This window comes from Rhizobium bangladeshense, from assembly GCF_017357245.1.
GTDB lineage: Bacteria > Pseudomonadota > Alphaproteobacteria > Rhizobiales > Rhizobiaceae > Rhizobium > Rhizobium bangladeshense.
Genome location: NZ_CP071612.1, coordinates 3,721,461 through 3,741,204, shown reverse-complemented (window position 1 = coordinate 3,741,204; position 19,744 = coordinate 3,721,461). Strand labels below are relative to the sequence as shown.

Here is a 19,744-nt window from a genome sequence, read left to right as displayed (position 1 = left end):
GCTTTAGCGTTTCAGCTTGAGGCCGACGCCGGCGCGCCATTGCTGCGAGTCGTCGCCGTCCTTGCGCGTCGTCAATTCGTAGCCGAGGGTGCTGGTGAGATCGAGGTAGCGGTTGATGTTCCAGATCAGGCCGGTCGCCGCAGTATAGACGATCTCATCGTTGACGGTGCTGTCGGTCGGATAATCGCGCCATATGACGCCGCCGATCATGGTTCCGACGAGATTGTCTCGCAGCTGGTGGGTGACCGTCGTCGTCAGCGCATGCGAGACATAGCCGCTCTCGCCGGCAGTGGTCGAGGGTTGGATGCTCGTCTGCAGGTCAAGATTGACGTCGGTGCCACGAATCGGCGACCAGAGCAGGCTCGCATCGAGCGTGGCCGTGTCGATCGAGGCGAGCCGGGTATCTTCGAAATCCGCCATCTCGTAGCCGACGCCGACCTCACCCTTCAGTTTTTCGCCGAGGTCGACCTCGACGCCGGCCTTGGCGCCGTAGCTGTGGCCTGAGCGTTCGTAACCGGCGAAATCGCGCGTCTCGTCATAAACCGTGCGACCGATCGTGGCCTCGACGAAGGGGATGAGCGCGGGCGACAGTTCGTAGCCGACGCGGCCGCGCAGTGTGCCCGTCGTCTGGTCGCGATCGCTCAAGGTTACAGTCGTGCCGTTCGCAAGAGTGGCGTCGGAATAGATCGATCGGCTCAGCGCCAGCGCCGTCGTGCCGCGAAGGATGCCGAAATCGCGCTGCACCGAGGCCCCAGCGGTGAACTCCTGCACATCCGACTGCTGCGTGGCATCGGCGATGGCGTCGGGATCGTCCGTATCCTCGCGATAGAAATTGTAGCCCGCCGTAAGGTGCGCGACCGTGTCGTCGGGAAGGTCCAGCCGGAGATCGCCGTTGACCTTGAAGGACGGCTGCTCCTCGCCTTCGCCGCTGATATTCCTCTGCCAGGCGCCTTCAGAGGTGACGGTCAGCTGGTGCCGTCCCCAGTCGGAGGTGAGCGTCGCGGCTGCATCCGTTTCGAGGAAGGCGCGCCGTTGCCTGGTATTGCCGTCCTTGGTGGTCTCGGTGTTGATGCTTTGGGTCACGCTCGGGCGAAGCACGAAGGTGCCGATTGGAATGCCGGGCGTTTCTGCCGTCGAGGCACTTTCGGCAGCCCTGCGAGGCGGTAGCGTTTCGTCGATCCGCGCTTCACGGGTGTTCAGCCGTCGCATGTCCTCATCGAGGATGGAGCCGGTAATGTCGTCGTCGGGTTGCGTGGCCGGTATGGCGGGCCTCTGCCCGGTATCGCTCGAGTTTCCTGCGGTGCCCGTTGCCGCAGGAGCGGTGGCAACGTCGGCTTCGTCATCGAAGCCGGCAGTTGAGGCATTGTTCGTGGTGAGATTGTCCTGGCTGGTGGAGCGGCTATTTGCAGGCTGCCGTGATGTAGACTGTGCGAGTGCCGCAGTCTGGCAAAAAAGCAGGGTGCTGAACGCAGTAAAGCAGACGACACGCCTCATCGCGCGGAGCGGCGTCACACTGCTCTTCTGTTTTGGCTGGCCCATTAAATCGCCTGACATGCTTTCGGTTCTTACTCAAAGGTAAAGCCTTGTGGTTAACCATTCGTTGCCGCCGGCGAGTGCTGTTCACAACTCGGAAATGGCGCAGGGTGGACTTGGAAAGTGAAAAGGTCTAACGCATCTGCATGAACAGAAGAGCGATCAAACTCGTTGAAAATAGCGTGCTCGAATCGGCAAAACGCACGATAGAGACCGAGAAACGCGGTCTTGAAGCGCTTGAACGCGCTTTTGACAACGGATTGGCCGGTCCTTTCACCCGCGCCGTCGAAGTCATCGGGGACATCTCCGGGCGTGTCATCGTCACCGGCGTCGGCAAGAGCGGCCATATCGGTACCAAGCTGGCGGCGACATTCGCCTCGACCGGCACCCCTGCCTTTTTCGTGCACGCGGCCGAAGCCAATCATGGCGATCTTGGCATGATCGCGCGCGACGACGTCGTCCTGGCGATTTCCAAAGGCGGCGAGAGCGCCGAGCTCAAGAGTATCATTTCCTTTACGCGGCGTTTCTCGATTCCTCTGATTGCGATCACTTGCAGCGAAGGCTCCTCGCTTGCGACGGCCGCCGACATCGTGCTTCTTGTGCCGAACGAACAGGAAGCCTGCCCCAACGGGCTCGCGCCGACGACCTCGACGCTGATGCAGCTTGCACTCGGCGATGCATTGGCGGTTGCCCTCCTGGAGGCAAGGGGCTTTACCGCCACCGATTTCCACGTCTTCCATCCCGGCGGCAAGCTCGGGGCGAGCCTGACTCATGTCGCCGACATCATGCATACCGGCGAGAAGCTGCCGCTCGTTGCCAAGGGCACGCCGATGCCGGAGGCGATCACGGTGCTGTCGCGCAAGCATTTCGGCTGCGTCGGCGTACTCGACGAGGATGGACGGCTCTGCGGCATCGTGACTGACGGCGACATGTCGCGCAACCTGACCCGCAATCTTGCCGAGCTTGCGGTCGACGACATCATGACGAAGACCCCGAAGACGGTGAAGCCGACCATGCTGGCGACGGCGGCCCTGGCACTGCTCAACCAACACCACATCGGCGCCTTGATCGTCATCGATGAGGACAGCCGGCCCGTAGGGCTGGTGCATTTCCACGATCTGCTGCGGATCGGCGTCGCCTGATCAGGCTCGGTTGTGATCAGATTGGCTCGACTCTCAGGTCGCGGCCGTTGCTCGAGACCACCTTCACCCGCGTTCCCACAGGAAGATCAGGTCCCATCACCTGCCACAGCGTATCATCGAGGCGGATGCGGCCGCGGCCCTCGCGGATCGGCTCCTGCAGCGTCGCCGTGCGTCCGACGAGGCTCGCGCCGCGCTGATTGAGGAAGGGCTCGTCGGTCTCGACGCTGCGCAGCGTCAGCCGGCGGCCGGCAAAGGTCGTGGCGACGGCGAGAAGCGCAAAAAGGATCGCCTGGAGTTCCCAGACCCAAAAGGCGCTGTCCCAGAAGAGCAGCGACAGTGCGCCGACGATCAAGGCGGCGAGGCCGATCCAGACCAGGAAGAAACCAGGCACGATCATTTCGGCGGCAAGCAGCACAAGGCCTGCAACCCACCAGCTCCACGGACCGAGTTCGGCGATGATCTTCGCCAGCATGGCTTATCGCTCCTGATCCGGATTGAAAGGATTGGGCGCCGGCGGATTGATCGGCGGCGTCGAGCGGACCGGCGCGGGACGCGGACGCGGCGGAGGCGGCGACGGATTGCCGGCGTCACCGAAGACTTCGCGGGCGATGGCGCCGATGCCGCCGAGCGAACTCAGGATGGAAGAGGCTTCCATCGGCATCAGCACGATCTTGGAATTGGGGGCCGAGCCAACCGAGGCGAGAGCTTCGGTGTATTTCTGGGCAACGAAATAGTTGATCGCCTGGACGTCGCCGGCAGCAATCGCTTCGGAGACCATCTTCGTCGCCTTGGCTTCGGCCTCGGCCAGGCGCTCGCGGGCTTCGGCGTTGCGGAACGCGGCTTCGCGCTGGCCCTCTGCCTGCAGAATGGCGGATTGCTTGGCGCCCTCGGCCCTGAGGATCTGTGCATTGCGCGCGCCTTCGGCTTCCAGCACCTGGGCACGCTTTTCGCGCTCGGCCTTCATCTGGCGGGCCATGGCATCGACGAGGTCGCGCGGCGGCTGAATATCCTTGATCTCGACGCGGGTGACCTTGATACCCCAGGGCTGGACGGCCTCGTCGACGACGCGCAGCAGCCGGTCGTTGATCGCATCGCGGTTGGAAAGCAGTTCGTCGAGATCCATCGAGCCCATGACCGAGCGGATATTGGTCATGGTGAGATTGAGGATGGCGTTTTCGAGGTGAGAGACCTGGTAGGCGGCTTGGGCGGCGTTCAGCACCTGATAGAAGGCGACGGCATCGGCGGAAACCGAAGCATTGTCCTTCGTGATCACCTCCTGGGTCGGTACGTCAAGCACCTGCTCCATGACATTCATGCGGGCGCCGACACGCTCGATGAAAGGGGTGATGAGATTGAGGCCCGGCTCCAGCGTGCGGGTGTATCGGCCGAAGCGCTCGATTGTATAGCGATAGCCCTGCGGCACGGTCTTGATCCCGGCAAAGAGCACCAGAATAACGAAGATTACCAGCACGATCACGACGATGTCGAAGCCGCCCAACAGCATGAAGAATTCCTCCCATCGGCGCGTGCATGCGCGCCTCACAACTGATGTGGTGAGTTAGCATGTTCTTCGCGAGGAAGAAATGACGTAGGGAAGTTCCACCTAAGAGCGAAAAGGAGGTCGGGCCGCCGCAAGATTTTCGACGGCCGCTCGACGCCGCTTCCGAAAAAGCTTCTCAGATCCAGCCCTGCAACTCGCGGCGAACGACCTTTTCCAGCACCTTCATGCCATCTTCGCTGTCGTTGAGGCAGGGAATATGGGTGAATTTCTCGCCGCCGTTCTCGTGGAAAGAATGCGCGGCTTGCTCGGCGATTTCCTCCAACGTTTCCAGGCAGTCGGAGACGAAGCCGGGATTGATGACTGCTAAGCGCTTGACGCCGTCCTGAGCGAGCTTTTCCACCGTCTTATCGGTATAGGGTTGCAGCCATTCCTCCGGCCCGAAACGGGACTGGAAGGTGATCATGAAGTTTTCCTTGGTGAGCTCGAGCCTTTCGCGCAGCAGACGGCCGGTCTTCTGGCACTGACAGTAATAGGGATCGCCCTGCTTGAAATAGGACATCGGAATGCCGTGGAAGGAGGCGAGCAGCACGTCCGGCTTCCAGTCGAGCGTCGAAAGATGTCTTTCGACGGACCGGGCGAGGGCTTCGATGTAGGTCTCGTCGTCGTGATAATCGGGCACCGTGCGCAGAGCCGGCTGCCAGCGCATGGAGAGCAGCTTCTGGAAGGCCTTATCGTTGACGGTGGCCGTCGTTGCCGCCGCATATTGTGGATAGAGCGGGAAAAGCACGATCCGGTCGCAGCCTGCTTCCTTTAGCGCGTCGATACGCGAGGCGATCGACGGCGTCCCGTAACGCATCGCCCAATCGACTTTGACGTCGGCGAGATCCTGCAGGCGCTCAGCCATCAGCTCTGACTGGTTACGCGTGTAGGTGCGGAGATAACTTTCGTTCTTCTCCTTGTTCCAGATCAGCTCATAGGCCTTGCCAACCTTCTGCGGGCGTCTGTTGAGCACCACGCCGAACAGGATTGGGTACCACTTCCAGGGCGACCATTCGATAACGCGGCGATCGGTCAGGAACTCCTTGAGATAGCGGCGCATCGACGTGTAATCGGTGCCGTCGGGTGTCCCGAGATTGACCAGCAGCACACCGATCTTGCCTGATTTTATGGCCGGATGGTCCGCCGGACGAAGTGATATATCTGCAGTCATTGTGATCCCAACGCTTTGTGTCCGTCGGCTTATACGCAGCCTCGGGATCTTGGTTCACCCTATAGAAAGAAAAGCCGGCCCGGGAAACCCCGGACCGGCGGATGGCATCGGGACAAATCGTCTTACTTGGCTGGAACCTCGATTTCCTTGCCGATCGTCAGCTGGCGCGGGTTCGGGCTGCCGTTGGCCTCCGAGAGCTTCCGCCAGAGTGTGCCGTCGCCATAGAAGCTGACGGCAAGATCCCAGAACGTGTCCCCGGCCGCGATCACGTGAGTGGAAGGCGTCGTTGCGGCGGGCGCGGAGGCTGCCGGAGCCGGAGCCGGTTCCGCGGCGGGAGCGGGAGCTGCAGGTGCCGGCGCAGCGGGCGCGGGCTCGGTGGCTGGTGCGGGCGCGGCCGGTGCAGCGGGGGCGGGCTCGGTGGCTGGTGCGGGCGCGGCCGGTGCCGCAGGGGCAGGCTCGGTGGCGGGTGCGGGTGCAGCCGGTGCCGCGGGGGCAGGAGCGGGCTCAGTGGCCGGCGCAGGCGACGCCGGCGCGGGAGCAGGAGCTGCCTGTTCGGCAGCAGGCGCCTGTGCCACAGTCGCGCCGATTTCGGTGACGCGGCCATCGGTATAGGGCTTATACGGCGAATGAGCGGCCAGGTATTCGGCGGTTACGTCGGCAAGGTCAGGGCCGAAATCGTAAGCGTTCTTGCCTTCCTTGAAGATCGAATAGCCGTCGCCCCCGGCCCGCATGAAGTTGTTGGTGGCGATCTTGTAGGTTTTGGCCGGGTCGATCGGCGCCAAGCTGTCGCCGTCCTTCACATGAACATCGCTGACGCGGCTGCCGACAGGCTTCGACTGGTCGAACGAGAATTTCAAGCCGGCGACCTGCGGAAAGCGGCCGGCGCCCTGGTCGATCTGGCTGACACCGTTTTCGAGCGCCTTGACGATATCCGCGCCCGTCGCCTCGAAGGTGGCGAGGGTGTTCTGGAACGGCAGGACGGTGATGACTTCGCCCTGGGTGACATCGCCGCTGTCGATCGAGGCGCGCAGGCCGCCGCCGTTCTGGAAGGCAATGGTGACGCCCTGGTTCTTGGTGCGGTCCAGCATGGCGTCGGCCACCAGATTGCCCATCGAGCATTCCTTGACGCGGCAGACCTTGCGGTCGCCCTCTATTGGACCCTCGGAGGAGCCGATCACTTTCTTGCGCAGTTCCTCGATCGGTTTTGCCAGTTCGGTGACGCGGGTGACGACGGCCGGATCGGGCGTGAAGGACGAGTCGATCAGGATCGGATCGCCCTTGGCATCCTTGACGACGCCATTATCGTCGAAATTGACGACGATGTCGCCGAGATACTTGCTGTAGGAAGCGGCTTGGACAACCGGCACCTTGTAGCCGCCGGGATTATCGGCCATCGTCGGATAGGGACCTTCAGCCTTCGGATCGGTATTGGAGAGCAGGCTATGGGAGTGGCCGCCGACGACGACATCGACGTCCGGAATCTTGGCGATGATAGCGAGATCACGGGGATAGCCGACATGGGTCAGCGCGATGATCTTGTTGACACCCTGGCCTTTCAGGTCCTGGACGGCTGACGTGATGGTCTCAACGTCGTCGGCAATCGTGACATTCGGGCCGGGGGAGGAAAGCTCTGGCGTATCATTGGTGACGGCGCCGACGATGCCGATCTTCTGGCCGCCGACATCGAGCACGAGCGAGGGCTTGATGCGGTCACCGAGCTTCGAGGCGGTGCTTGCCTTGACGTTCGCTGTGACGACAGGGAATTGCACTTTGTCGAGGAAGGTCGCAAGCCCGTCCTCGCTATCGTCGAATTCATGATTGCCGACGGTCATGGCGTCGAACTTCATCATGTTCAGGAATTCGGCTTCGGCCGCGCCCTTATAGGTGGTGTAGAAGAGCGATCCCTGGAAATTGTCGCCGGCATTCAGGAGAAGGACATTCTTGCCCGATAGCGCCTGACGGCGCTGGTCGATCGCGGTCTTCAGGCGGGCGGCGCCGCCGAAGCATTCCTTCTTGCCTTCCTCTTCGGCCGAGCAGGTGGAATCGAATTTGTTGATCGATTCGATGCGGGAATGGAAATCGTTGATATGAAGGATATTGAGTTCAAAATCTGCAAAGGCGGCGCCCGCGCTCAGCGCCAGCACGGACGCGGTCAAAAGACCGAAGCTAAAAGACTTCGTCATCCCTGTTCTCCTGATTGACGCGAGAGATCCCCCTGATCCCCGCGATCCCTTCCATAGTCTGCCGGGATCAGTTTCCCGACACTCAGATGTTCCATGACACGGCATATGACTGCAAGGGAAAGCTGGGCCAGGCGGCACGCTTTCCAAGGGGGATGGGACAAAAAAGCCGGCTGCCGGCAGGGCTAAGATCAATAGCTGCAGGTGGCAGTCGCCACCGGCAGCGGCGATGCCCTGGGCACGATCGAGATTGGCGGGCAGAACGACGGCAAATGCGGCAAGCGGTATTGCGCACAGCAGAGATGTAACCGGCGAAGGCCCGCATGCTTAGCCTATTGCCTTATCCTTCAGCCGCGGCGGGAAAGCGTGAACTGGGCGCCGGAATCAGAGGTGCAATTGAGCTGGCTAGGATTGACGAGGGCACAATTGACCTTCGATTGGGTCTTGCGCACCAGCGAGGTCATATTGATCTCTACCAGCGTCGGCGATGTATTGATGTAGGTCCCTGAGGCGAGAAGTTGGTTGCTGTCGGTGGTGCGGGTTGTGAACGTACCACCCTGGAAGGTGGAAACGATACCGTTCGGATCGCTCCAATTGCCTTCGACGCCGGTGGTGGCAGGCGCGGCCGCAATCGGCATGGGGCGCGGCTCCGGTGAAACGCAGGCGACAAGAATGGCCGCTGCACCGACAAGAACGAGACCAGTTCTGATTTTCATGAGGCTTCTCCCGGGGAATCGGCGTGGCGGTCACCCGCCAAGTTCGGGCAAAACATGGCGTGCACCCGCTCTGATGGCAAGGCTTGGAGCTGCGGCGTCGGCATTTATACAGCCAGCGTTACAAAAATGCCCGCCTTGCGGCGGGCATTGTCCAAATCCCCTGCGGGCGATCTCAGCGAACGAGAATATTCTTGAACTGCCAGGGATCCTTGGTGTCGATATCCTCGGGGAAGAGGCCGGGACGGCCGTCGAGCGGGGTCCAGTCGGTGTAGTGTCCTTCGACCGGACCGAGATAAGGCATCTGCACTTCGAGGCAGCGCTTGTAATCGATCTCGTCCGCTTCGACGATGCCGGCGGTCGGGTTTTCCAGTGCCCAGACCATGCCGGCGAGAACGGCGGAGGTCACCTGCAGGCCGGTGGCGTTCTGATAGGGCGCGATGCGGCGGGTTTCTTCCAGCGACAGGCGCGAGCCATACCAATAGGCGTTTTTCTCATGGCCGTAGAGCAGGACGCCGAGTTCATCGATGCCGTCCTCCAGCTCGTCCTCGTCGAGAACGTGGTGGACCGGCTGCGAGGTGCCGCCATTGCCGAACATCTCGTGCAGCGAGAGCACGGCGTCGTTCGCCGGATGGTACGCATAGTGGCAGGTCGGCCGGAAGGTCACTTCGCCGTCCTTGTCACGGACCGTGAAGTAATCGGCGATCGAGATCGATTCGTTGTGGGTGACGAGGAAGCCGTATTGCGGGCCGGGGGTCGGGCACCAGGTGCGCACGCGGGTGTTGGCGCCCGGCTGCTCCAGATAGATCGCCGCCCTATTGCCCTTCTTGTGCTTCTTGGCGTTCTTCGGCATCCACTGCTCGTGGGTGCCCCAGCCGAGTTCAGCCGGCTGCATGCCCTCGGAGATGAAGCCTTCGACGGACCAGGTGTTCCAGAACACGTTGAGCGGCTTCGGGTGCTTGGTGCGCTGGGTGTCGCGCTCGGCGATGTGGATGCCCTTGACGCCCAGCTTCTTCATGAGCTTGGCCCAGCCTTCGCGATCGTGCTGATCCGGTTCCTCGAATTTGAGGCCAATATCATGGCCAAGGTTGACGAGCGCCTGCTTGACGAACCAGGAAACCATGCCAGGATTTGCGCCGCAGGTGGAGACGGCGGTGGCGCCGCCCGGGTTTTTCGCCTTTTCCTTGCGCACGGTCTCGCGCAGCGCATAGTTGGTGCGCTCGGCGTTGCTCATGCCCTTGTCGAAATAGAAGCCGAGCCAGGGCTCGACGACCGTATCGATATAGAGAACGTCGAGCTTGCGGCAGAGCTTGATGATGTCGAGCGAGGACGTGTCGACCGAGAGGTTGACGCAAAAGCCCTGGCCTTCGCCTTCCGTGAGCAGCGGCTTCAGTAGCTCCTTGTAATTATCCTTGGTGACATATTCCTTGATGTGGCGAACGCCGTGCTTCTTCAGGATCTCCATATCGGAGGGCTCTTCGCGCGGGTCGATGACGACCATCCGGCTCTTGTCGAATTTGAAGTGGCGCTCGATCAGGGGCAGGGTGCCGCGGCCGATGGAGCCAAAGCCGATCATCACGATCGGACCGGTAATTTCGGCATATACCGGATAGTTCTGTTCCGTCATTCTTTTCTCCTGAGGAAGGGGACGAAGGCGCGAGGCCCGAAGAATTCTTTTGAAATTGCCGCAGAAATTGCGAGGTGACCGGCTCTAATCATAAAACGACGTCACAATAAAGGGTGTTGACGGGGAAAGGCCAAATATCAGGCGACGAGATCAACCAACTGGAAATCAACGCTTCAGAATTTCCAGACCTTCGGCGGTTGTCGTCACGGCGATCTCTGTAATTTCGTATTCGGCGACGCCATGGATGGCGAAGGGATCGGCGGCGACATAGGCTTCGATTGCGGCGCGGTCGCCGATGGCAAGAATGGCGCCGCCGGTGCGCGGCACCTTGCGGCCGGAGGCGAGGAACCAGCCCCTCGCATATCCCTCCTTCACCCAGGCCATGTGCGGATCCATGTGCCTGTCGGCTTCGTCGTTGGATTTCACGTAGGTGAGGGAGAGGATGAACATAATCAGCTCCTGAGGAGATTTGCGCGGATCAGCCCGCGCAGCGAGTTGCCGAGGTAAAGCGTGCCGGTATCGAGATCAGCGAGCGTCAGTCGGCCGACACGCGCCCTACGCCCGCAGATGAGTTCGGTACGCAGTACGCCGGCGAGCAGGCCGCAGGAGATCGGCGGGGTCCGCAGGATGCCGGATCCGTCGTCCAGGAAGATGGAGGTGATGGTGCCCTCGCAGACTTCGCCGCGCTCGTTCAAAAGGATGACTTCATCAGCTTCGGCAGGCGTATATTCGGCGCGCGCAGCTTCATAGACGGTGCGGCGCGTTGTCTTGACGCGCAGCAGTCTGTCGGTGGAGTCGAGGCAGGTTTCGGCGGCGCGGACGGTCCAGATGGTTTCGGATAGCAGCGGGACGAAGGCGGCGCTCGACACCTCGATGCGACCTTGCGGATCGAAGGTCAGGCGGACGCGCAACGGGCCGCCAGCGCCGGCAACGGCTGCTTCGAGCTTCGTTTGCGCATCGGTCGGTTGGGGAAAACCGAGGCGGCGAGCGGAGCGCAAAAGCCGGGCGAGATGCAGGCGCAGGCGGATGAAGCCGTCGCCGGGCTGCCAGCGCAGCGTCTCGATCAGCGAGAAATCGATCATTGCGCGATCCACTTGTCGCCGACAGCAAAGCGGGCCTTGAGCAGGCATTCCTCATATTCGGCTTCGGCTGTGGAATCGAAGACGATGCCGCCGCCGACATTGAATATCGCCCTGCCGCCGTCGAAAAGTGTGACGGTGCGGATGGCGACGGAAAAACGCATTGCGCCAGTGGGCGAGATCATGCCGATTGCACCGCAATAAGCGTCACGTGGGTCATCCTCGAGGGAGTGCAGGATTTCCATCGCCCGTATCTTAGGCGCACCGGTGATCGACCCACAGGGGAAGAGGGCGGCAAAGATGTCGCGGATCGATAGGCCGGGTCGAAGTCTTGCCTGCACATGGCTGACCATCTGATGAACGGTCGGGTAGGTCTCGATCTCGAAGAGCTTCGGGACGTCGAGCGTGCCGACCTCGGTGATGCGGGAGATATCGTTGCGCAGAAGATCGACGATCATGCGATTTTCCGCCTGCGTCTTGATATCGGCACGCATCGCATCGATGATTTCGGCATCCTCGGCCGCTGTCGCGCCGCGTTTTGCCGTACCCTTCATCGGATGAGTCTCGATCCAGCCCTGCTCGTCGGTGCGGAAAAACAATTCGGGCGAACGCGAGAGGATGACGGGACCGCCGAGATCGACAAGCGCGCCATATTTGACCGGCTGGCGCTCGATCAGTGACCAGAAGGCGGCGCGGGGGTCGCCGCTCCAGCGTGCCTCGACCGGCATGGTGAGATTTGCCTGATAGGCGTCGCCGAGCCGCAGGTGCTCATGAAGGCGGTCGAAGCGCTCTTTATATATAGGGAAATCCCAACGGGCCTTCGGTGCGGTGAGGAATTCCTCGTTTTCGAGACGCCGTTCGGGCTGGGCGAGCGGATGCGTGTTCGACTGCGGAGCATCGAATATGCCGAAACAGAGGAGCGGTGTTTCGCGACCTTCCGCGGCGAAGGAAGCGAGTTTTTCCTCAAAGAGATATCCGGCCTCGTAGGACATATAGCCGGCAAGCCATTTGCCCTCGGCCTTAGCCTCTTCCATCCTGATAAGCCCGGTAAAAAATTCGGCGCGCGTCTTGGTAATGATGATCTCGGCCGGCTGGGCGAAGAGCATCACCTGGCCGGTAGTGTCGTCACGGAAGAGAATATAGGGGTCAGACATGGTTGCCCCGCGCATCTTGTTTGTTATCCGATGCTGGCAAGTGTTTTGTTTTTTTCGCGGCAGGCCGAGACATCGGCAATCACAGAGGACAGGGATGAGGGAGAGGGGGCTGCCGTCATGGTTCCTCGTGGACGTTGCAGAATGCGGCTGGCGGATCAATAGCCTACCATCACATTCGCTCTTTCTGGTCTTGGCTGAGCCTTACGCTCGGTCCAAAGCTTCCAACTCGTCGATCAGCCCTTCGATCATCGACAGGCCCTGGCTCCAGAACGACGGATCGGTGGCGTCGAGGCCGAAAGGCTTCAAGAGTTCCGAATGATGCTTGGTGCCGCCGGCCTTCAGCAGTTCGAAATATTTCTCCTGGAAACCCTTCTCGGCCTTTTGGTAGACGGCATAGAGCGAATTGACCAGGCAATCGCCGAACGCATAGGCGTAGACATAGAAGGGCGAATGGATGAAGTGCGGGATATAGGCCCAATAGGTCTCATAGCCCTCGGAAATGTTGATAGCCGGTCCGAGGCTTTCCGATTGGACGGAGAGCCAGAGTTCGCCGATGTCGTCGGCGGTGAGTTCGCCTGCCTTGCGGGCAGTGTGCAGCTGGCGCTCGAACTCATAGAAGGCGATCTGGCGCACGACCGTATTGATCATGTCCTCGACCTTCTGGGCGAGCATCGCCTTGCGATCGCGTCTGTCGGTCGTCTTTTCCAGGAGCGCGCGGAAGGTCAGCATCTCGCCGAAGACGGAAGCGGTTTCGGCAAGTGTCAGCGGCGTCTGGCACATCAGCGCACCCTGCGCACCGGCGAGAACCTGGTGGACGCCGTGGCCGAGTTCATGCGCAAGCGTCATCACGTCGCGCGGCTTGCCCATATAATTGACGAGCACGTAAGGGTGGGCGGAGGGAACCGTCGGATGGGCGAAGGCGCCGGGCGCCTTGCCTGGGCGAACCGGGGCATCGATCCACTGCTCGTCAAAGAAGCGCCTGGCAATATCAGCCATTTCGGGGGCGAAATTGCCGTAAGCCGATAGCACCGTGTCCTTCGCGTCGGCCCAGGAGATCACGGCGCTCGACGTTTCCGGAAGGGGCGCGTTGCGGTCCCAGAAGTTCATCTGCTCCATGCCGAGCCATTTCGCCTTCATTTTATAATAACGATGCGACAGGCGGGGATAGGCTTCCCGAACGGCTGCGGCCAAGGCGTCGACAACCTCGCGCTCGACGCGGTTTGCCAGATGCCTGGAGTCGGCGATATCTTCGAAGCCGCGCCAGCGGTCGGAGATATCCTTGTCCTTGGCAAGCGTATTGGTGATCAGCGTGAAGATGCGGATATTCGCCCTGAAGGTTTCGGCGAGCGCCATGGCCGCCTTGCGGCGCACCTCCGGATCCTTCTCCTGCAGCATGTTCAGCGCCACCTCGAGCGGCACTTTCTCGCCATCGATCTCATAGCGGAGCTCCGCCATGGTTTCATCGAAGAGGCGGTTGAAGGCGGAGGACGATGTCATCGACTTTTCGAGGAAGAGCTGCTCCAGCCTGTCATCGAGCTGGTACGGCTTATCTTTGCGGAGGTCGATCAGCCAGGGGCGGTAATGACCGGCATCGGGGTCATTGGCGATGCAGGCGTCGATCACGGCGTCGTCAATCCGGTTCAGTTCGAGCGCAAAGAACAGGAGATGGCCTGAGAATTCGGTGATCTTGGCCTGCACGTCGCCGTAGAGCTTGCCGTTTGCCGGATTGGTGGTGTCGGAGAAATAAGTAAGGCCGGCAAAGGAGCCGAGGCGGCCCATGATATCGTCAAGCGCCTCATATTCTTTCAGCGCTGTGCCGATGCCTTCGGCGCCGGTCTTTGCCGCAGCTTCGGCGAGCTTGCCCTTCCACTTTTCTTCGAAGGCGATTGCGGCCTTGCCGGCCTTTTCCATGTCGGCGACGAAGGCGGTCGAGGTGGCGGAAGGATAGAGATCCTGCAGCTTCCAGACCGGCAGGTCGCCGAGCGCCGGATCGGCCGCCGCCCCGGCTGGCGCTGTTGGCGAGAAAAAAAAGCCGGCGTGCGGGAGCTCGATTTTCATGGGCGCAATTCCTCTCCACTTTATAACAGGTCTGTTTGAATAAGCGTGAGAGGGCCCGGCATCAAGGGCTTTTCGGCGCATAAAAGGCCTCGCTTCGGCACGAAATCGCGCTCTCGCAATCGTTAAAATGCAATTATTTCTCAAAACTGGATGTTCAAGCCTTTCTGCCAGAGTGCGCTCCAGGGTTTCGCATGAAGTGAGGCGACAATGACCGGTTACAATGAGCTCAAGGGAGCAGGGCAAATCCTCGTGGTCGAGGACGACCCGGTGCAGCGGCGCCTGCTCAAGAACGCAATCGAGCGTCACGGCCATGTCGTGCACCAAGCGGAAAACGGCCGAATCGGCCTGGAGATGGTCAAGCGTGACAGTGGCCTCTTCAATGTCATCGTGCTCGACCTGATGATGCCCGAGATGACCGGCCTCGAATTTCTCGACGCGCTTCACGAATTCGGCACGCAGATCCCCGTTATCGTGCAGACCGGCCAGGGCGGTATCGAGACAGTGGTGCAGGCGATGCGCGCCGGCGCCTTCGATTTCGTTGTCAAACCGGTCTCGCCCGAACGGATCGCAACCTCGATCGCGAATGCGATGAAGCTCGACCAGCGCGAGGTGAGGGCGCGGGCCGGACGCCGGTCGCGCTCGGGCTCGGTCGGGTTCGATGACATCGTTTCGGCAAGTCCGGCGATGATCCGCGTCATCGATCTTGCCCAGCGGGCCGCGCAATCGAATATTCCCGTCGTGCTCGAAGGTGAATCCGGCGTCGGCAAGGAACTGGTGGCGCGGGCTATCCAATCCGGCGGCGAACGCTCCAACAAACCGTTCGTCACCGTCAATTGCGGGGCGATCCCGCACAACCTCGTTGAAAGTATCCTCTTCGGTCACGAAAAGGGCGCCTTCACCGGCGCGACCGAACGTCACATCGGCAAGTTCATGGAAGCCGATGGCGGCACCATCTTCCTTGACGAGATCGGCGACCTGCCGCTCGAGGTGCAAGTGAAACTCCTGCGCGCCGTGCAGCAGGGCGAGATCGAGACCGTCGGCGCGCGCACCGCCCACAAGGTCAATGTGCGGCTTATCTCTGCGACGAACAAGGATTTGATCGAAGAGGTCAAGAACGGCCATTTCCGCGAGGACCTCTACTATCGCCTCAACGTCTTCCCGATCACCATTCCCGCGCTACGCAAGCGCAAGGAAGACATCCCGCATCTGGTGCGCGTCTTTACCGACCGCTTCTCAAGCGAGCAGAAGAACGGCCGCCGCATGACCGTGAACTCAGGTGCGCTGGCGCTGCTGACCGCCTATGACTGGCCCGGCAATATCCGCCAGCTCGAAAATGCGATCTTCCGCGCGGTCGTTCTCGCCGAAGGGCCGGAGCTGACGGAGGCGGATTTCCCGCAGATCGCCGCCCAGCTTCCGGAATATGAAGTGGTGGACCACCTGGCGCTCGTTGCCGACAATACCGGCCTCGATCCCGACGAGGGCTATGGAGAGGACTTCCGGACGTCGCCGCCCGCCGAGGTGCACCACCGCCTTTCCGAAGTTTCGGAAAATGCGATTGCCAGTGTCAATCCCTCCGGAGACGTGCGCAAGCTTGCCGATGTCGAGGAGGAACTCATCCGATTCGCACTGAAATTCTATCGCGGGCAGATGAGTCAAGTGGCTCGCAAGCTTGGCATCGGCCGATCCACACTTTATCGCAAGCTCAAAGATTACGGCATAGATCCCGATAATCCCCAGAAAGATGCGGCTTAGGCCTTATTTATTAAGACTCGGGCAACCACGATTTGTTACTGATCATAAACCACTTGTTAGTGGCTCGTTCACTATGTAAAGAAAAGGTTGATCATGTGTGGCATTTTTGCCATCGTGTGACCGCATTTGACAGTCATCTGAGACAGTACGGGACATTGTCTGTCTGACGGGGATCGAGTTGCCGAATCTGAATGGGAATTCCAAGCCTTCGCGCTTGAGCTGGCGTTCTTTGTGCGCCGACATCTGCGGAAAGGCAGTAAGGACGGCAGGGGCCGCCCTTCTTGCGCTTGCGGTTTCCTCGCCGGTATTCGTCAGTACGCCTTCCGAGGCAGCGGGCGATACCCGCAGCCTCAAGCTCTATTTCATCCATACCGGCGAAAAAGCTGTCATTACCTATAAGCGGAACGGTAAGTTCGACCCTAAGGGTCTGGAGCAGTTGAACCGCTTCCTGCGCGACTGGCGCAAGAACCAGCCGACGAAGATGGATCCGCGCCTGTTCGACCTGATCTGGGAAGTCTATCGCCAGAGCGGTTCGAGAGATTATATCAATGTCGTCTGCGGGTTCCGTTCTCCGGCGACCAATGAAATGCTGCGCGGCCGCTCGCGCAAATCCGGCGTCGCCGAAAAGAGCCAGCACATGCTCGGCAAGGCGATGGACTTCTTCATTCCCGACGTCAAGCTTGCAACGTTGCGCGCCATCGGCATGAAGATGCAGGCCGGCGGCGTCGGCTTCTATCCGAAATCCGGTTCACCCTTCGTACACATGGATGTCGGCGGCGTTCGCGCCTGGCCGCGGATGAGCCGCGACGAGCTTGTCCGGCTTTTCCCGAACGGCAATACCATTCACATTCCCGCCGACGGCAAGCCGCTGCCCGGCTATCAGCAGGCGATGGCCGATTACAAGCGCCGCGTCAATGGCACGCAGATCGAGATCGCCAGCGCTTCCGAATCGGCGCCAAAGCACAAGACGCTGTTTGCGGCGCTGTTTGGCGGCGGGGCGGACGAGCAGGAAGACGAGACGGATGATTCGGCTCCTGTCGCGGTTGCCAAGGCGACACCGCCGAAGGCCGAGGCCGCTCCTGCCGAGCCGCAGCAGACCGAGGTCGCAGCCGTGAACGCGCCGGTGCCGCAGGTTCGTCCGGCCTTCAGCAATCAGCCGGCCGGCAGCCAAATGGCGACTGCGCTGGTGGCGCCGTCTTCGGGTAATGCAGCGCAGCAGGCCCTTGCCTCTGCGCTTCCGACCGATCAGGTCCAGCCGGAGCAATTCGCCGATCTCAGCGCTTATAGCATTCCCGTTCCCTCGCTTCTCGGGCAACGCCGCGCGCCGGGTGACGCCGAGGTCGCGTCGGCGGATCCGAACCTGCAAAACGGAATGCCGGTTCCGACTCCGGTCGAGCGCCCTGCCGTTGCCGAAAATCTGCTTGCTGCAGCCGATGCCGATCCGGAAGCGGAGGCAGACGAGGCCGATCAGGATGGCGGACTGTCTCCTGCCATCGCCGAGGCGCTCGAGCAGCAGAACAAGGATGCGGAAAGCCAAGTCGCCTCGCATGAGCCTGAGATGACCGTGGAGCAGGCAATCGCCGCCGCGATGCCGCAAAAGACGCCTGCTGAAAAGCCGTCGTTGCAGCTCGCTGCCTTGGCGCCTGCGACGAAATCGGCGAGCTTCGGCGATGCTTTCGACGCCCCGGCTGCGGAGGGTCCCGCGCCGCAGGCCCTTCCGACCAAGGGCGGCCGTCCGACACAGAAGGAAGCCGCCGCAGCCGATGCAAGCCGCGCGACGGTTCGCACCGAGCCGAAGCTGACGGAGAAGATGATTTCGCAATGGGCGTTGACCAATGCCCGTGTCGAAATGGCGTCCAAGCAGGTCAAGGCGCCGCGCTTCGTCAGCCAGACGATGCGCGCCCAGCCGACCGCGGTCTATGCCGAGGGCTTCAACCTCAAGACTGCCTCGGTCGATCCGGCCCGCTTCAGCGGCACGGCCGTCAACTTCATGGAAGTGCGCAAGTTCAACACGAACTGAGCCAGTCGATCCTGGGAGAATCGAAACCGCTGGGGTGCCCCGGCGGTTTTTCTTTGGTTGCTTCGGCCGGCGAGGAAGCCGCGGCACACTTCCGGGCGCTTGCGCAAAAGAAAAGCCGCCGAAGGCGGCGGCTTGTCGAAGCGGCGATGTCTGCGAATCAGCCTTCCGGCGGCGCCTCGATCATTCCGAGAGCATGCAGATAGGTATCGAGGATTGCTTCCTCCTCCATGCGCTCCTGCTCGTCCTTCTTGCGCAGCGCCACGACCTTCTTCAGAATCTTGGTATCGAAGCCCATTCCCTTGGCTTCGCCATAGACGTCCTTGATGTCGTCGGCGATGGTCTTCTTTTCTTCTTCCAGCCTTTCAATGCGCTCGATGAAAGCGCGAAGCTGATCGCGGGCGACGCCATGAGCATCAGACATCGTGTTCTCCTGATTTTCCGGTGATCAATTTTGGATGCACGTGACTGCCGCGAAGCGACGTCACGGTCAAGCCTGTTAGAGGCCAAGCGGACTATTTGTGTGGCTTGTTCAGCTCAAAAGCACCCTTTTGCACAGGCGAAGCCTCCTTCTGGTGGAGGTTCTTCCAGTCCTCATAGGGCATGCCGTAGACCATTTCGCGCGATTCGTCCCGGCTGACTGGGACACCTCCGGCCTCGGCGGCCTCGCGGTACCAGTTCGAAAGGCAGTTGCGGCAGAAGCCTGCCAGATTCATCAGGTCGATGTTCTGGACGTCGCTGCGGTCACGAAGATGTGCAACCAGACGGCGGAAGGCTGCGGCTTCGAATTCGGTCTGTTGTTCCCTGCTGAGCGCGGTCATCTCGCTCTCCTTTCATTCCGTGGACCTCAATAGGGGCCGGTGCGCGACGGGTGGACGTCGTATTCGTGCAAGGCCGGATCGGCGTTCATCGCCGTAAAGATCGGGGCCAGGCGCCCCGCCCATGCCGATATGCCTGCTTCATCAGTGATCAAATCCTGACGCACTTCGAGCAGGGCATGCGGAATGCCTGTCACCATGCAATGGCGGTACATGGTATCGCCCTTCAGAGCGCCGTCATAGGGCTCGTTGTCGCCGACGATGAGATCGGGATCGGCGCGCAGCATGTTAAGTAGCGGGCCGACGGCGCGCCGGTCGCTGTCCCAGAGGACGGCTGCGTGCCAAGGTCGGGGAATGCTCTTCCACGCCGGCGTGAAAGAGTGCAGCGACAGCACCAGCGGTGCCTTACCGGTGCTATTCGCCACCGTGTCGATCGTGTCTGCGACGGCATCGTGGTAGGGTCGATGAAAGGCTTCGATCCGGTAATTCCATTCCTGCGGCGTGATCGGGTGATTGCCTGATATGACGGCGCCGTCCGAGATCTTCATGATCAGCGTCGGGTCGTCCTCCCCGCGGTTAGGGTCGATCAGCAGGCGCGAGAAACCGCCGAGCACTGCCGGTATGCCGAGCTTCGCTGCAAGCTGTCGCGTCAGGCCCTCGATGCCGATGTCGTAGGCGATGTGACGGGCAAAGGCAGATTCTGGCAGGCCGAGCCTTTCATATCGGGCGGGAAGGCGGTTCATCGCGTGATCGGCGAGGATCACCATGCCTCTGTCATGTTTTCCGGGTATGATTTCGAAGGATTGGAAGTCGTCCATGAAGGATTCGCCGTTGGTCATTGCGCAGTCGCGCCCAGTGATTGCATGCGCCCGCGACCGGTTCAAGCGCAGCAGGCGGCGGGAGCGGATATGAACCTCAGCGGACGGTTATGAAAGGAAATATAATCGATTAGCATTGCGT

The 19,744-nt window shown here is 61.0% G+C and carries 17 protein-coding genes; 3 read left to right on the top strand and 14 right to left on the bottom strand.

All coding sequences use genetic code 11. From position 1 onward, the window contains the following. Nucleotides 1-3 precede the first annotated feature (3 nt). Nucleotides 4-1,539, bottom strand: coding sequence for an outer membrane beta-barrel protein (locus J2J98_RS18110; protein WP_207601754.1), 1,536 nt, complete (start codon nucleotides 1,537-1,539; stop codon nucleotides 4-6). A 140-nt stretch (nucleotides 1,540-1,679) separates the two neighbouring features. On the opposite strand from J2J98_RS18110, the gene J2J98_RS18105 reads away from it, so the two are divergent. Beyond that, a complete protein-coding gene (locus J2J98_RS18105) occupies nucleotides 1,680-2,675 on the top strand; it encodes a KpsF/GutQ family sugar-phosphate isomerase (RefSeq protein ID WP_064708736.1) in 996 nt (331 codons plus the stop codon). A 16-nt stretch (nucleotides 2,676-2,691) separates the two neighbouring features. Here J2J98_RS18105 and J2J98_RS18100 read toward each other — a convergent pair whose 3' ends face one another. From J2J98_RS18100 to J2J98_RS18055, 10 genes are all read right to left on the bottom strand, one after another. Continuing rightward, nucleotides 2,692-3,147, bottom strand: a complete 456-nt coding sequence (locus tag J2J98_RS18100) for an NfeD family protein (protein WP_207601753.1) — start codon at nucleotides 3,145-3,147, stop codon at nucleotides 2,692-2,694. 3 nt (nucleotides 3,148-3,150) lie between these two features. Continuing rightward, nucleotides 3,151-4,179 carry an SPFH domain-containing protein gene (locus J2J98_RS18095; RefSeq protein WP_064712181.1) on the bottom strand — a complete coding sequence of 343 codons (1,029 nt, stop codon included), beginning with the start codon at nucleotides 4,177-4,179 and terminating at the stop codon, nucleotides 3,151-3,153. A gap of 172 nt (nucleotides 4,180-4,351) precedes the next feature. After that, nucleotides 4,352-5,386: a ferrochelatase gene (hemH, locus tag J2J98_RS18090; RefSeq protein WP_207601752.1), complete on the bottom strand. Its 1,035-nt coding sequence runs from the start codon at nucleotides 5,384-5,386 to the stop codon at nucleotides 4,352-4,354. A gap of 122 nt (nucleotides 5,387-5,508) precedes the next feature. After that, the gene (locus J2J98_RS18085) at nucleotides 5,509-7,569 is read right to left on the bottom strand and encodes a 5'-nucleotidase C-terminal domain-containing protein (protein ID WP_207601751.1); all 2,061 of its coding nucleotides are present in this window, start codon (nucleotides 7,567-7,569) and stop codon (nucleotides 5,509-5,511) included. 344 nt (nucleotides 7,570-7,913) lie between these two features. Beyond that, nucleotides 7,914-8,282 (bottom strand): outer membrane lipoprotein Omp10, encoded by a 369-nt coding sequence (gene omp10, locus J2J98_RS18080; RefSeq protein WP_064712179.1) that lies wholly within the window; start codon nucleotides 8,280-8,282, stop codon nucleotides 7,914-7,916. 172 nt (nucleotides 8,283-8,454) lie between these two features. Continuing rightward, on the bottom strand, nucleotides 8,455-9,906 hold the full coding sequence (locus J2J98_RS18075; protein WP_138394878.1) for a homospermidine synthase: 1,452 nt from the start codon (nucleotides 9,904-9,906) through the stop codon (nucleotides 8,455-8,457). A gap of 165 nt (nucleotides 9,907-10,071) precedes the next feature. Continuing rightward, a complete protein-coding gene (locus J2J98_RS18070) occupies nucleotides 10,072-10,356 on the bottom strand; it encodes a YciI family protein (protein WP_064708742.1) in 285 nt (94 codons plus the stop codon). Between the two features lie 2 nt (nucleotides 10,357-10,358). Then, entirely contained in the window at nucleotides 10,359-10,988 is a 630-nt protein-coding gene (locus J2J98_RS18065; protein ID WP_138394877.1) for an aminotransferase class IV family protein, read from the bottom strand. Then, complete coding sequence (locus J2J98_RS18060) at nucleotides 10,985-12,139, bottom strand: aminodeoxychorismate synthase component I (protein ID WP_207601750.1); 1,155 nt, start codon at nucleotides 12,137-12,139, stop codon at nucleotides 10,985-10,987. The genes J2J98_RS18065 and J2J98_RS18060 overlap by 4 nt, the downstream gene beginning before the upstream one ends. Before the next feature lie 201 nt (nucleotides 12,140-12,340). Then, on the bottom strand, nucleotides 12,341-14,197 hold the full coding sequence (locus J2J98_RS18055; protein WP_138394875.1) for a M3 family oligoendopeptidase: 1,857 nt from the start codon (nucleotides 14,195-14,197) through the stop codon (nucleotides 12,341-12,343). Between the two features lie 207 nt (nucleotides 14,198-14,404). On the opposite strand from J2J98_RS18055, the gene J2J98_RS18050 reads away from it, so the two are divergent. Together J2J98_RS18050 and J2J98_RS18045 are read left to right on the top strand one after the other, a co-directional pair. Further along, a complete protein-coding gene (locus J2J98_RS18050; protein ID WP_064708745.1) occupies nucleotides 14,405-15,949 on the top strand; it encodes a sigma-54-dependent transcriptional regulator in 1,545 nt (514 codons plus the stop codon). A gap of 178 nt (nucleotides 15,950-16,127) precedes the next feature. Further along, nucleotides 16,128-17,969: a peptidoglycan L,D-endopeptidase MepK gene (locus tag J2J98_RS18045; RefSeq protein WP_064712176.1), complete on the top strand. Its 1,842-nt coding sequence runs from the start codon at nucleotides 16,128-16,130 to the stop codon at nucleotides 17,967-17,969. A gap of 157 nt (nucleotides 17,970-18,126) precedes the next feature. Here the strand turns inward: J2J98_RS18045 and J2J98_RS18040 are convergent, their stop codons facing one another. The 3 genes from J2J98_RS18040 to J2J98_RS18030 all read right to left on the bottom strand — a co-directional run bounded on the left by J2J98_RS18040 (nucleotide 18,127) and on the right by J2J98_RS18030 (nucleotide 19,602). Then, the gene (locus tag J2J98_RS18040; protein WP_008533181.1) at nucleotides 18,127-18,390 is read right to left on the bottom strand and encodes a DUF2312 domain-containing protein; all 264 of its coding nucleotides are present in this window, start codon (nucleotides 18,388-18,390) and stop codon (nucleotides 18,127-18,129) included. 91 nt (nucleotides 18,391-18,481) lie between these two features. Further along, the gene (locus J2J98_RS18035) at nucleotides 18,482-18,787 is read right to left on the bottom strand and encodes a DUF1244 domain-containing protein (protein WP_207601749.1); all 306 of its coding nucleotides are present in this window, start codon (nucleotides 18,785-18,787) and stop codon (nucleotides 18,482-18,484) included. Nucleotides 18,788-18,813: 26 nt separating this feature from the next. Then, entirely contained in the window at nucleotides 18,814-19,602 is a 789-nt protein-coding gene (locus J2J98_RS18030; protein ID WP_064708893.1) for an N-formylglutamate amidohydrolase, read from the bottom strand. Nucleotides 19,603-19,744: the final 142 nt, after the last annotated feature.